This window comes from Xanthomonas sp. JL1 (assembly GCF_038405005.1).
The window spans coordinates 35,056-47,100 of sequence record NZ_JBBYGR010000014.1 but is presented as its reverse complement, the minus strand read 5'-3'; the positions used below and the strand labels follow the sequence as shown (position 1 = coordinate 47,100).

General features: G+C 64.8%; 12 protein-coding genes and 2 pseudogenes. 4 read left to right on the top strand and 10 right to left on the bottom strand.

Annotation, left to right across the window (positions count from 1 at the left end; all coding sequences use genetic code 11):
- Nucleotides 1-250: 250 nt before the first annotated feature.
- The 10 genes and pseudogenes from WJW29_RS03710 to asnS all read right to left on the bottom strand — a co-directional run bounded on the left by WJW29_RS03710 (nucleotide 251) and on the right by asnS (nucleotide 9,571).
- Nucleotides 251-1,618, bottom strand: a complete 1,368-nt coding sequence (locus tag WJW29_RS03710) for an NAD(P)/FAD-dependent oxidoreductase (RefSeq protein ID WP_011408607.1) — start codon at nucleotides 1,616-1,618, stop codon at nucleotides 251-253.
- 171 nt (nucleotides 1,619-1,789) lie between these two features.
- Nucleotides 1,790-3,061 (bottom strand): kynureninase, encoded by a 1,272-nt coding sequence (gene kynU / locus WJW29_RS03705; protein ID WP_011408606.1) that lies wholly within the window; start codon nucleotides 3,059-3,061, stop codon nucleotides 1,790-1,792.
- Between the two features lie 33 nt (nucleotides 3,062-3,094).
- Nucleotides 3,095-5,272, bottom strand: a pseudogene (locus tag WJW29_RS03700) (FUSC family protein).
- A 12-nt stretch (nucleotides 5,273-5,284) separates the two neighbouring features.
- Nucleotides 5,285-5,815, bottom strand: a complete 531-nt coding sequence (locus WJW29_RS03695) for a 3-hydroxyanthranilate 3,4-dioxygenase (RefSeq protein ID WP_024744799.1) — start codon at nucleotides 5,813-5,815, stop codon at nucleotides 5,285-5,287.
- An 88-nt stretch (nucleotides 5,816-5,903) separates the two neighbouring features.
- Nucleotides 5,904-6,566: a carbonate dehydratase gene (can, locus tag WJW29_RS03690; RefSeq protein WP_011408603.1), complete on the bottom strand. Its 663-nt coding sequence runs from the start codon at nucleotides 6,564-6,566 to the stop codon at nucleotides 5,904-5,906.
- 86 nt (nucleotides 6,567-6,652) lie between these two features.
- Nucleotides 6,653-7,291, bottom strand: a pseudogene (locus tag WJW29_RS03685) (FMN-binding negative transcriptional regulator).
- A 1-nt stretch (nucleotide 7,292) separates the two neighbouring features.
- Nucleotides 7,293-7,619 carry a hypothetical protein gene (locus tag WJW29_RS03680; protein ID WP_011408600.1) on the bottom strand — a complete coding sequence of 109 codons (327 nt, stop codon included), beginning with the start codon at nucleotides 7,617-7,619 and terminating at the stop codon, nucleotides 7,293-7,295.
- Nucleotides 7,616-7,921, bottom strand: a complete 306-nt coding sequence (locus WJW29_RS03675; protein WP_011408599.1) for a hypothetical protein — start codon at nucleotides 7,919-7,921, stop codon at nucleotides 7,616-7,618. Before WJW29_RS03675 ends, WJW29_RS03680 begins: the two co-directional genes overlap by 4 nt.
- Entirely contained in the window at nucleotides 7,918-8,175 is a 258-nt protein-coding gene (locus WJW29_RS03670) for a hypothetical protein (RefSeq protein WP_011259080.1), read from the bottom strand. Before WJW29_RS03670 ends, WJW29_RS03675 begins: the two co-directional genes overlap by 4 nt.
- A gap of 1 nt (nucleotide 8,176) precedes the next feature.
- On the bottom strand, nucleotides 8,177-9,571 hold the full coding sequence (gene asnS / locus WJW29_RS03665; RefSeq protein WP_011408598.1) for an asparagine--tRNA ligase: 1,395 nt from the start codon (nucleotides 9,569-9,571) through the stop codon (nucleotides 8,177-8,179).
- Nucleotides 9,572-9,777: 206 nt separating this feature from the next.
- Here asnS and WJW29_RS03660 point away from each other — a divergent pair, with 206 nt between their 5' ends.
- The 4 genes from WJW29_RS03660 (at nucleotide 9,778) to rplI (ending at nucleotide 11,847) form a co-directional block, all read left to right on the top strand.
- Nucleotides 9,778-10,116, top strand: a complete 339-nt coding sequence (locus tag WJW29_RS03660) for an iron-sulfur cluster assembly accessory protein (protein WP_011408597.1) — start codon at nucleotides 9,778-9,780, stop codon at nucleotides 10,114-10,116.
- A 355-nt stretch (nucleotides 10,117-10,471) separates the two neighbouring features.
- The gene (gene rpsF / locus WJW29_RS03655; RefSeq protein ID WP_011259077.1) at nucleotides 10,472-10,903 is read left to right on the top strand and encodes a 30S ribosomal protein S6; all 432 of its coding nucleotides are present in this window, start codon (nucleotides 10,472-10,474) and stop codon (nucleotides 10,901-10,903) included.
- A gap of 11 nt (nucleotides 10,904-10,914) precedes the next feature.
- Nucleotides 10,915-11,145: a 30S ribosomal protein S18 gene (gene rpsR / locus WJW29_RS03650; protein ID WP_005991243.1), complete on the top strand. Its 231-nt coding sequence runs from the start codon at nucleotides 10,915-10,917 to the stop codon at nucleotides 11,143-11,145.
- A gap of 252 nt (nucleotides 11,146-11,397) precedes the next feature.
- On the top strand, nucleotides 11,398-11,847 hold the full coding sequence (gene rplI / locus WJW29_RS03645; protein ID WP_011259076.1) for a 50S ribosomal protein L9: 450 nt from the start codon (nucleotides 11,398-11,400) through the stop codon (nucleotides 11,845-11,847).
- Nucleotides 11,848-12,045 lie beyond the last annotated feature (198 nt).

Sequence of the window (12,045 nt, the reverse complement as noted above, 5' to 3'; positions counted from 1 at the left end):
CTAGTATCACTCATCGCAGCGCCGGCACGCTGAGGCGTGGCGTTGCGGGTGGCTCGCACGTGCGTCAGCGGCGCGTTTGTGCAGTTTGCCGGTGTGCCACCTGTTTGGATCCAGCCCGCACGCTGAAGGCAGTTGCGGTGTCCGGTGGCCGCTGACGCCGGGCCACCGAGACATCGGTCATGACACCAAGCAGGAGGCGGCACGTTACCGTCGCCGCCAGTGACGCCGTCGGCCACAGCCGTGGCCGACCTCAGTGCGCGCCGTCCAGCGGCTCCAAGCGCGCATGGACGATCGTCTCCAACGCAGCCCAATCCAGACGCGACAGATCGCTGTGTCCGCGTGTGGCTTCGACCAGAATCTCGCGCTGGATCTCGCTGCGCGCCAGCGCAATCGAATAGCGCGTGCGCAGGAACGTCACCATGGTGTAGTGCGGCACGAAGCGGGTGGGCCAACGCGCCTGCAACTGCTGTTCAAGCTGGCGCTGCAGCAGGAACTCGGGGTCGTCGACGCGGTCGCGCATTTCCAGATAGTTTTCCAGCGCCATCTGCTGGATGGCCCCCGCATCGTCGCGGCGTGCCGCCTCGAAGGCGGCGAACGCGCTGGCGAGGTCGTCGTGGGCATCCAGCTGATCCGCCAGCGCCACGCAATCTTCGAACGCGCAATTCATGCCCTGGCCGTGGAAGGGCACCATCGCGTGTGCGGCGTCGCCGATCAACAAGGCGCGGCCATCCAGATGCCAGCGGTCCAGGGTCAGGGTGCCGAGCAGCCCGGGCGGATGCTCTTCCCAATGCTGCTTGAGCTGCGGAATCAGTGGCAATGCATCCGGAAAGTCGCGCGCGAACAAGGCGAATGCTTCATCGCCGTTACGCGTAGTGGCGAAGCTCGGCTCGCCGGCGTTGGGCAAAAACAGGGTGACGGTAAACGTGCCGCCATCGTTGGGCAGCGCGATGAACATGTAGCGCCCGCGCGGCCAGATGTGCAGCGCGTTGCCTTCGATGCGGAACCCGCCGCCGGGCAACGGTGGAATTTCCAGTTCCTTGTAAGAGTGATCCAGAAATTCGGTGCGTTCGCCCAGCGGCGATTTGCGCTGCATCGCCGCGCGCAATGCCGAGCCGGCGCCATCGCTGCCGATCAGACTTTGGAAGTGGATTTCGTGCGGCTGGTCGTCGCGGTCGTCGATGAAGCGCGCGTAGCCGGCGTCGAAGTCCACCGTATGCAGGCGGCGGTAGAAATGCACGCGCGCGCCGGCCTGTTCGGCCAGATCGAGCAGTGCGACATTCAATGCGGCGCGGTGGATCGACCAGATCACCTCGCTGTCGTCGCGCCCGTAGCGCTGTAACTGCGGTTCGCCGACCAGCGGGTGCACCATGCGCCCACGCATCATCACAGCCTTGGCCATTACCAGCTCTTCGGCGCCGGCCTGGCGCAGCGCATGCCGGCCGCGTTCGGCCAGCGCCAGATTGATCGAGCGGCCGCACTCGTAGCCCTTGATGCGCGGGTCGCCACGCCGTTCGTACACGGTGATCTGCCAGCCGCGACGCGACAGCAGGATAGCCAGCAGGCAACCGGCCAGACCGGCGCCTATCAAGGTCAGGGAACGCGGAGAAACTGGGCTCAATGCAATGTCCGGCGGCAGCCGGGCGCAGTGCCGGCGAAAAGGGGAAAACAGCGACTGGTAATGACAGCCGCCCTCGCATCAGCCCTGGGCGGGCTGGGAGTGTACGTGGGCGTGCGGCGATTCCGCATGCCGGACAGATGATCTGGTGGCAATGCAGTCAGCCTGCCGCACTCAGGCAGCCGCCCAGGCTTCCACCTGGCCCACGAAGGTGTGCAGATCGCTGAAGCGGTTGTACAGCGGCACCGGCGCAATGCGGATCAGGTCCGGTTCGCGCCAGTCGCCGAGCACGCCGGCTGCATGCAGATGCTCGAACAGCGAGCACCCCTGCGCGCGTCCGCCGGCCACCCGCAACGACAGCTGGCAGCCGCGGCGCATCGGTTCGGCCGGGGTGACGATCTGCAGCACCTGCGGCACGCGCGCGTGGATCAACTGCTCCAGATGCCCGGTGAGTCGTTCGGATTTGGCGCGTAGCGCGGCCATGCCGGTCTGGTCGAACAACGCCAGCGATGCGCGCAGCGGCGCCAGCGCCAGCACCGGTGGATTGCTCAGCTGCCAGCCTTCGGCGCCGGGCGAGGGCACGAACTGCGGGTCCATGCGGAAGCGGGTCTGCTGCTCATGTCCCCACCAGCCGGCGATACGCGGCAGATCGCTGTTGGCATGACGTTCGTGCACGAAGCAACCGCCCACCGCGCCGGGGCCGGCGTTGAGATATTTGTAGTTGCACCACACTGCGAAATCCACGCCATCGTCGTGCAGGGTCAGCGGGATGTTGCCCACCGCATGCGCCAGATCGCAGCCCACCGCCGCGCCTTGCGCCCGCGCCAGTCGCACGATCTCGGCCAGGTCGAAGGCCTGCCCGGTGCGGTACTGGATGCCCGGCCACAGCACCAACGCCAGGCGCGGACCATGCTGCGCGATGGCATCGGCAATGGCGGCCATCGATAACGTGCCGTTGGGTTCGTCGGCCTCCACTTCGATCAGATGCGTGGCCGGGTCCAGCCCGCGCAGGCGCAGCTGCGATTCCACCGCGTGACGGTCGGACGGAAACGCGCCGGCTTCGATCAGGATCGCGCCGCGTTCGTGCGTGGGACGATAAAAGCTCGCCATCATCAGGTGCAGATTGACGCTGAGGGTGTTCATCGCCACCACCTCGCCGGGTTGCGCGCCGACCACGCGGGCCAGCGCATCGCGTACCAGCTGGTGATAGGTCAGCCATTGGGTGGGGCCGGTGAAGTGACCTTCCACCCCCAACGTGCCCCACTGATCGAGCACTTCGTCCACCATTGCGCGCGCCGCGCGCGGCTGCAGGCCAAGGGAGTTGCCGACGAGATACGTCTGATCCCGATCGCCGTGCTGCGGGAACACGAAGGCATCGCGCAGGCTGCGCAGCGGGTCGGCGGCATCCAGGGCATCGGCATGGGCGCGGGACAGCAGGTCGGTCATCGTCGGGCTCGCAACACGGATCAGGCCAGCAGTTTACCCGCCGGCATCATGCGCGCCGTCATGCAGGGCTGGCACCTCGGCCCAGGCCGGTCGGGCAGGGCAGGGCAGGGCGCAGCAAATGGGTGAGTGTGCCGATGCTGTCGGTGACGCGGTCGATGGGCTCGGCGAGCGCGGCGGTGGTTGGCGAACTGTCGGGCAATGCGGCCAGCGCATCGGAAAGCTGACGCTCGGCATTGCGCAAGGTGGCCGCAGCCGCAATGCCGCCGTTGCGCAGGCAGTCGATCAGCTCGGACAGCGTCTGGTCGGCCTGCTGCGCGAAGGCGGGCAACGCCTCCAGCGTGGGCAGCGGGTGGCCGTCGCTTAGCACCGCCTCCAGCAACAAGGTGGCGCGGATCAGCCGGTTGCCATTGGCCAGCAGCGATTCGGCCAGTTTGAGTTCCTGCAGATTGCGCCGGCTGCGTGGTTCGCCGCGCAAACGCTCGATCGAGGCCTGCGCATTGGTGCGTGCTACGCGCGTGGCGGCGCGGGTATCGCCCAGGTTGTCCATCTGGCCGAGTAACAGACGGCGCAAATAGTCGCGATACGCGCTGAGCAAGTGCGCCAGCGAGGTGCGAATCTGCCGACGTTCGCGCGTGGGCCACAGCGCGTAGGCGATCAGCGCCAGCGCGCTGCCGGCCACGGTGGCTTGCAACCGCGCGCCGACCGCTGCGCCGGGCGACACGCCTTCGAAGGAGAGCAGCAGCACCAGCATGCCGGTCAGAAACGCCACGCCGATGCCGTAGTTCACCTGCGTCAGTAAACGAAACCCGAGGCAAAACAGCGTCAACAAGACCAGGCGGATGCTGGCGCCGTCCATGGCCAGGTGCGCGAGCAAGGTGGCCAGCAACAGCCCGACGAAGGTACCCGCGACACGTAATGCGCCAAAACTGAAGGTGCCGCCGAAATCCGGCTTGAGCACGATGGCGGTGGTCATCGGAATCCAGAAGCCGTGTTGAAGCGGTTGCCAGCGCTGGAAGGCGATGGCCAGTGCCAGGCACACACCGCACCGCAAGGCGTGCCGGAAGGCCACCGACGACACATCCAGATTCGCCCGCAAGGTGGCCCAGGTCGCGGCCGGGCGTAGCGCTGCCGGCAGGCGCGCTTCGGCCAGTTGCGCCTGGATTTCGCCACGGCTGCTGGCCCAGTGCGCATTACGCACCAACGCACGTAGCTGGCCGCCCAAACCTTGCGCACGCGCGGCGACGCGCACCAGGTGGCGTTCGCGGGTATCGGCGTTGCCGTGCTGAAACTGTGCCAATGCACCGACCAGATCATCGAAACCGGTCATCGACGCATTGGCTGCCACCGGGTCTTCGCCCACGGTCATCGCATGTGCGAGCTGTTCCAGCACGATGGCGCTGCGTTCGAGCACGCGTTCGATCGCCTGGCGCGCTTGTGATTCGGTCAGGCGCGTTTCGGCATCGGCCAGCGACAGCAGCTCCAGCCGCACGCGATCGCAGAGCTCGGCGATGATGCGAAAGCTCTGTACCGCAATCGCACGCGAGCGATGCTCGCCATGCAGCATCACCATCGCATCGAGCACTTCCTGCGTTGCCGGCGCCGCCGCGCTGGCCTCCGGGCGCTGCCGGCCAGTTGGCGCATCAACTCCGCCAGTGCGAAACGCTCCGGGCGATAGCGCTGCAGCGGCCATGCCACCAGCGCCAGCAACACCTGCAGCAAGCCGCCGGCGAAGATCAGGGCTGCCACACCGGGTGCCTGTCGCACCGGCAGCTGCATGTCTGCGCTGACCACCAGCAGGATCATGCTGGTCAGGCCGACCCGCGCTGCCACCGGGCCGAGCGCCACCAGCAAGCCGCCGCCCAGGCCGAGCAACAGGCCGGCCAGCACCAGCGCTGGCGTGGTGTGGCCGACCCAGATGCCGAGCAATGCCGCCAGGCCGGCCGTCAGCGCTGCCATCAGCATGCGTTGCAGGCGTGCGCGATACGGCCCCGGCTGGTCGGAAAACATGGTGTTGAGCGCGCCGCTGCATACCGCCAGACCTGCGGCGACATGTCCGGTCGCCACGCCGATCGCCAGCGGCAAAACCACTGCGGCAGTGTTGCGCAGCGCGACGCGCAAGGGCACATCGCGCGGTTTGAGGTCGATCAGTGCGCGCAGCATGGCGCTGGTTTCGACGCATGCGTGCGGCAAACCTGCTGCGCGCGATCGCATGCCATGGCGCTGTCAATCCTCGACCGCGGCATAGCGCTCAGGCGCAGGGTGCAGATGCCCGCACTGCGAGCACGTACGCAGCGCGAGCGAACGATAGAAATGATCGAACACCGGAGGGAAGTCGGTTTCGATGTTTTTCAGCGGGAACATCGCTTCATACAACTTGTGATTGCACTGCGGGCAATACCACTGCAGGCCATCTTGCTCATGTGGCAAACGCACGCGCTCGATCACGATGCCGATTGAGCCGGCAGCGCGTTGCGGTGAATGCGGCACCCTGGGCGGCAGCAGAAAGATTTCACCGGCACGGATCGGGATGTCGCGCGCCACGCCATCGTCCTGCACCTTCAGCACCATCTCGCCTTCGAGTTGGAAGAACCACTCCGGGCCTTCGTCGTAGTGATAGTCGGTGCGTGCATTCGGGCCACCAACAATCATGATGATGAAGCCATCCTGCTGGATGCACTTGTTGCCCACCGGCGGTTTGAGCAGGTGGCGGTGTTCCTCGATCCAAGCATGCAGGTTGATCGGCGGGATCAGCATCAAGGGTTCCTCGGCGGAGAAGGTGTCCAGCATAGCCAACCGCTCGCCTCACATGGATGCGGCGGTTGGCCATGCAGTTGCGTGCGGCTCAGCGTTCGGCGCGATCAGCCTGGATCTTCGCCAGCGCCGCATCGTAGCGCTCTTGCACCAGTTCGTGGCGGTCAATCGACATGCCCAGGTCGTGTGCGCGGCCATCGCGCAGGCTATACACCCAGCCATGCACGTAAAGTTCCTGACCGCGCTCCCACGCATCGCGCACGATGGTGGTGCGGCACACATTGACCACCTGTTCGAGCACGTTGAGCTCGCACAGGCGCGCGTGCTGTATCGGCAGATCGCCGGCGTCGTGCAGGCAGGCTTCGTGCTTGTCGGCCACGTCGGTGACGTGGCGGATCCAGTTGTCGACCAAACCCATACGCTTTTGGGTCAGGCTGGCGAACACACCGCCGCAGCCGTAATGGCCAACCACCAGCACGTGTTTGACCTTGAGTACGTCCACCGCGAACTGGATCACCGACAGGCAATTCAGATCGGTATGCACCACCACGTTGGCGATATTACGGTGGACGAAGACTTCGCCCGGCGCCATGTCGATGATCTGGTTGGCCGGCACGCGCGAATCGGAGCAACCGATCCACAGATATTCCGGGGTCTGCTGGGTCGACAGTTTGGAAAAGAACTCGGGATCTTCGCGGCGGATGCGCTCGGACCATGCGCGGTTGTTTTCGAGTAAATGATTGAGTTCGTTCATGCGCGCAGTTTTCCAGAGGCAGAGGGAGAGGAGAGGGCAAGGGAGGCCTAAAACCGTGATGCAGAAAAACGCTCGGTGCGCTGCGCTCAGGCTGCGCCATCGCGTGCGCGCAATGTATCGCACATCAACGTGGCGACCGCGTGCGAATCGGCCGATGCCTGTCGCGCCAACGCATCGCTCACTGCGGCGATATTGCCGGCCGGGTGGTTCTGACTCAGCTCGAAGGTCAATTCGATGCGGCTTGGGACCAAGCGAAAGCCGACCAGGCCACGCAATGGCTTAGGGTGCCTGTCGCGCTCCATCTCGAACAGCCAGCCGCTGCCCACGCACTGTTCGAAGTGCGCGCTCATGCGGCCGATCAACGCACCCAGCGCGTCTTCATCGCGCACCTGGCTACAGCGTCAATGCAGATGCGCAACAGCATCGTTCCAAGTAGGTACGCGCGCAGCCGCGTCCTTGTCCACGTACCAGGTGGGCGAGACATAGGCATGCGGGCCCTGCAATACGATCACCGCGTCGCCAGGAGTGCGCGCCTGCGGATTGGGACGTGCCCAATGGCCTTCGATCACGACATGCTGGCCATCGCGCTGATACAGCACCGGCAGGTGCGAGATCGCCGGGTGTCCGTCCTCCCCCCGGCTGATCAGGGCGACAAACGCATCGCGTGCGAACAGCCAGTCCAGCAAGGCCAGATCGGTCTGCGCAAATGCGCGCAGGGCGTCCATGTCAGGCGCGGCCGCCCATGTTCACAACCATGCGCGCACGCAGGTCGGCATCGTCTTCGCCCTGCGGCGGCGAGACCTCGTGCAGCGAAAAGCCGCGGATGCGCGCGTCTTCTTCGTCCAGCCCGTCCAGCGCCACGAATTCGGCATCGAACAAGGCGGCGCGTGCGCTGTCTTCGCTGTCGTAGGGCAGCGTCTTGCCGTCGCTGTCCAGTACTTCGGCTGTGCCGGCTTCATTGACGCGCAGGCGCGCCCAGATCAGCGTGCGGCCGATCGTGGCCAGCCACCAGGAGTCGTGGGCGCCCTGCAGAGTGTCTTCGTACGTTGTCATTGCATTACCTTGGAAATCAGGCCGAGCAGGGCCGCCATGCCCAGGCCGAAAAAAATGGTGAGCAGCGAGAGCCAAGCGGGTGTGGCCAGACCGGACAGCCCACTGTCGCGGTAGCCGCGGTAACGCCGCGCCAGCAACCAGCGCAATGCCACGGGGCTGATGAAGGCTGGGTCGCCGAAGCTGGCCAATGCCTCCGGATGGCGGTCGCGCATGTGTACCAGGGTCAGCGGCCAGAAGATCAGCAGCGCGGTCAGACCTGCGACGGCCAGGCCGACGAAGCACAGGGCGAAGAACAGAATCATGTGGCCGCCAGCATCAGGAAAGGTTGCGGGAGCGCCGCGCCAATGACCAGCGCTGTAATGGCCCAGCGCATCGGAGCCGTGGAATGCCGGGGCGCGGCGCGCGCGGTGTTGGTTTGCCACCAGCGTTGCGGGTCGAGCTGGCGCGACGCCAGCCCCGCCAGCAGCACGCTACGGATCGCTGTCAGCCCCCCCGTGATCCCCGCCAGCCCGAAGGCCAGCGATTGAAATATGGGGATGGCGGCCGGCAAGCTCACCTCAGAATTCCGCGCTGCCCGGCGCGCGCGGGTAGGGGATCGCGTCGCGGATGTTGCTTAGCCCGCAGACATAGACCACCAGACGCTCGAAGCCCAAACCGAAGCCGGCATGCGGCACCGAGCCGTAGCGACGGAAATCGCGGTACCAGCTGTAGTGCTCCTTATCCAGGCCGAACTGCGCCATGCGTGCGTCGAGCACATCCAGGCGCTCTTCGCGCTGGCTGCCGCCGATGATCTCGCCGATACCCGGTGCCAGCACGTCCATCGCGGCGACGGTCTTGCCGTCGTCGTTCAAGCGCATGTAGAACGCCTTGATGTGCTCGGGATAATTGGTGACCACCACCGGGCGGCCAATATGTTCTTCGGTCAGCCAGCGTTCGTGCTCGGTCTGCAGGTCCAGGCCCCATTCCACTGGGAAATCGAAGGTCTTGCCAGCGTGTTGCAGCAGCTTGACCGCATCGGTGTAGTCGATCTGCTCGAACGGCGCATTGATGAAGGCTTCCAGCTTGCTGATCGCCTTCTTGTCCACGCGCTCGGCGAGGAACGCCAGATCGTCGCCACGTTCGTCCAGCACCGCGCGGAACACATACTTGAGGAACTGCTCGGCCAGGCGCGCGTCTTCGGCCAGATCGGCAAAGGCGATCTCCGGCTCGATCATCCAGAACTCGGCCAGGTGGCGCGTGGTATGGCTGTTCTCGGCGCGGAAGGTTGGCCCGAAGGTGTAGACCTTGCTCAGCGCCAGACAGTAGGCCTCCACGTTGAGCTGGCCGGACACGGTGAGGAAGGTTTCCTTGCCGAAGAAGTCGCGGCTGAAATCCACATTGCCAGTGGCATCGCGTGGCAGGTTGACCATGTCCAGCGTGGAGACGCGGAACATCTGCCCGGCGCCTTCGGCGTCGGAGGTGGTGATGATGGGTGTGCTGATCCAGTTGAAGCCGTTCTGGTGGAAGAAGCGGTGCACCGCCTGCGCCAGACAGTTGCGGATACGTGTGACCGCGCCGAACAGATTGGTGCGCGGGCGCAAGTGCGCCACTTCGCGCAGGAACTCCGGCGTCATCGGCTTGGGCTGGATCGGATAGGTCAGCGGGTCTTCGACCCAGCCGACGATCTCCACGCCGCTGGCCTGGATCTCGAACGACTGGCCCTTGCCCTGCGACTTCACCAGCACGCCCTTGGCGATCAGTGAGCAGCCACTGGTCAGGCGCTTGATCTCGTCGAAATTGGGCAGCGTGTCGTTGGCTACCACCTGGATCGGAGCGAAGCACGAGCCGTCGGTCACGTTGATGAAGGCCAGTCCGGCAGATCCGCGCAAGGTGCGTACCCACCCCCGTACCGTGACTTCGCCGCCTTCGGGGAGCTTCCCCGCAAGCGCATGTTCAACGCTGACCACCGTCATGACTGTTCCTCGCCGTAGCGACCTTGAATGGCCTGCGAGTTTACTGGCTGCGGCCGCGCCGGCGCGAGCATCTGTGAACAGGTTGCCGACGGCTACGCTTGTCGCAGGCGCGCATTGCCCCCATCTATGGCAAACGCCGCTGCTCAGCGTTCTGCCAGGTTGATGCGGCCTGGCTATACTTGTCACCACTGTTTTGGAGTGCCCTCATGACCGTCAGCCTCACCCCCGCCGCGCTGGAGCGCGTGCAGCGTTTCGTGCAGCAGACCCCGGGTGCGTTGGGTCTGCGCTTTGGCGTGACCAAGACCGGGTGTTCCGGCTGGGGCCATATCATCGACCTGGCGCGCGAGGCGCGCGATGATGACGCGGTGTTCGAGCAGGGCGGGGTACGCATCTTCGTCGACCCCGTCAGCCTGCCGTTGGTGGATGGCACCTGCATCGACTTCGGCAAGCACGGCCTCAGCGAGACATTCACCTTCAGCAATCCCAACGCCACCGCCGAATGCGGCTGCGGGGAGAGCTTCACGACCGCAGACGAGCATCGCTGAGCCGGCCGGCACGCTATTCCTTACTCTCTGCGGGACATTGTCCTCTTTCATCGGGGAGAAGCTGCCCCGCAGGGGCGGATGAGGGGACGGGGCGAAGCCTCGCGTGGTTGAACGCCCCGATAGTTGAACGACACGAGTGGCTTTGCCCCCGAACCCTTACCCCAACCCATCTCCCGGCGGGAGAGGGGCTTCAAACCTCCTTGCAGCCTGGTCAGTTGCAGCTAAGCAATTGAACTGCCATAATTTCCTGCTTCCTGTCCAGATCTTGGGCGGGAATCCTTGCTCCACCGGTCGCCTGCGCGGATTTCCGGGGAGCTGTCTGGCCCACGTGGCCACATCCGAAAGGTAAAACAACATGAGTCGTCATTACGAAGTCGTGTTCCTGGTCCATCCGGACCAGAGCGAGCAGGTCCCGGCCATGATCGAGCGCTATAAGTCGCTGATCGAGGGCGGTAACGGCACCATCCACCGTCTGGAAGACTGGGGCCGTCGTCAGCTGGCCTACCCGATCCAGAACCTGGTGAAGGCGCACTACGTGCTGCTCAACATCGAAGTCGACCAGGCCGTGCTGAGCGAGCTGGTGGAAAGCTTCCGCTTCAACGATGCAGTGCTGCGTCACCTGGTCGTCAAGCGCGATGGCCCGGACACCGAGCAGTCGCTGATCATGAAGAGCAAGGACGAGAAGGGCGACAAGCACGAGCGTAGCGAGCGTCGTCGTCGTGACGATGAAGAGGGCGATGTCCCCGCTGCCACCGATACAGACGGCGACAACGCCGAAGCCGCTTAAGGAGCGCTGTCATGTCCAAGTTCTTCCGTCGTCGCAAGTTCTGCAAATTCACCGCCGAGGGCGTCAAGGAGATCGATTACAAGGATCTCAACACCCTGCGTCAGTACCTCACCGAGAACGGCAAGATCGTGCCGAGCCGCGTGACCGGTACCAAGTCCAAGTACCAGCGTCAGCTGGCGACGGCCGTCAAGCGCTCGCGTTTCCTGGCGCTGATTCCGTACACGGACAATCACGACGTCTAAGGATTGCCGCATAGGAGTCCGCCAGTTGCGAGGCTCCTTGCGCAGGACCCACACGGTTCTTCTGTGTGAGGCAACTGATAAAACCCGCGCATGCGTGTGCGGGTCATCAAATTGATAGAGGCCTGGTAATTGAAGGGGCGGTGGTAATCGGGGCTTTTACGATTCCCCAATCCCGATTCCCGGCTTCTCCTGTTCGGACAGCACCCGTTGCGCCCGCCACATGCCGGCGCTAACGAATAACGGAGCACCACCATGGATCTGATTCTTCTGCAGAAAGTGACCAACCTGGGCAACCTGGGCGACAAGGTCAGCGTCAAGCCGGGCTACGGCCGCAACTTCCTCGTTCCGCAGGGCAAGGCCGTGCCGGCCACCGCTGCGAACGTGGAGGCGTTCGAAACCAAGCGCGCCGAGTACGAAGCCAAGGCCAGCAGCATCCTGGCCGACGCACAGAGCCGCGCCACCAAGTTCGAAGGCGCCAGCGTCACCATCTGCGCGCACGCGTCGACCGAAGGCAAGCTGTACGGCTCGGTTGGCCCGCGCGACATCGCCGAGGCGTTCACTGCCGCCGGCCTGCCGCTGGAAAAGAGCGAAGTGATCCTGGGCGAAGGCGCATTCCGCAATGTCGGCGAGTACGACGTTGTGCTGCACCTGCACGCAGACGTGGAAACCACGGTCAAGGTCATCGTCGAATCCGACGCCTGATCCAAGCCGTCTGTGTCATCCGAAGGGCGCCTTGTTAGGCGCCCTTCGTTTTTGGGGTGCCGCCGCCAGTGCGGGCATGCCCGTTATACTCATGCCCCATTGCCGGTTTCACGGCCTGCAGATCTTATGGATCAAGGGCTTGCGTGCTGGCTTCACAGGAAAAGCGCCTGCCGGCTTGGTCCGCGCGGTGCCCGGAAT

Excerpts from the sequence above, each read along its gene's own strand:
- kynU (WP_011408606.1), bottom strand. The coding sequence starts at position 3,061 with ATGACCGACCTGCTGTCCCGCGCCCATGCCGATGCCCTGGATGCCGCC.
- WJW29_RS03695 (WP_024744799.1), bottom strand. The coding sequence starts at position 5,815 with ATGCTGATCCCGCCGATCAACCTGCATGCTTGGATCGAGGAACACCGC.
- can (WP_011408603.1), bottom strand. The coding sequence starts at position 6,566 with ATGAACGAACTCAATCATTTACTCGAAAACAACCGCGCATGGTCCGAG.
- WJW29_RS03680 (WP_011408600.1), bottom strand. The coding sequence starts at position 7,619 with ATGACAACGTACGAAGACACTCTGCAGGGCGCCCACGACTCCTGGTGG.
- WJW29_RS03675 (WP_011408599.1), bottom strand. The coding sequence starts at position 7,921 with ATGATTCTGTTCTTCGCCCTGTGCTTCGTCGGCCTGGCCGTCGCAGGT.
- asnS (WP_011408598.1), bottom strand. The coding sequence starts at position 9,571 with ATGACGGTGGTCAGCGTTGAACATGCGCTTGCGGGGAAGCTCCCCGAA.
- WJW29_RS03660 (WP_011408597.1), top strand. The coding sequence starts at position 9,778 with ATGACCGTCAGCCTCACCCCCGCCGCGCTGGAGCGCGTGCAGCGTTTC.
- rpsF (WP_011259077.1), top strand. The coding sequence starts at position 10,472 with ATGAGTCGTCATTACGAAGTCGTGTTCCTGGTCCATCCGGACCAGAGC.
- rpsR (WP_005991243.1), top strand. The coding sequence starts at position 10,915 with ATGTCCAAGTTCTTCCGTCGTCGCAAGTTCTGCAAATTCACCGCCGAG.
- rplI (WP_011259076.1), top strand. The coding sequence starts at position 11,398 with ATGGATCTGATTCTTCTGCAGAAAGTGACCAACCTGGGCAACCTGGGC.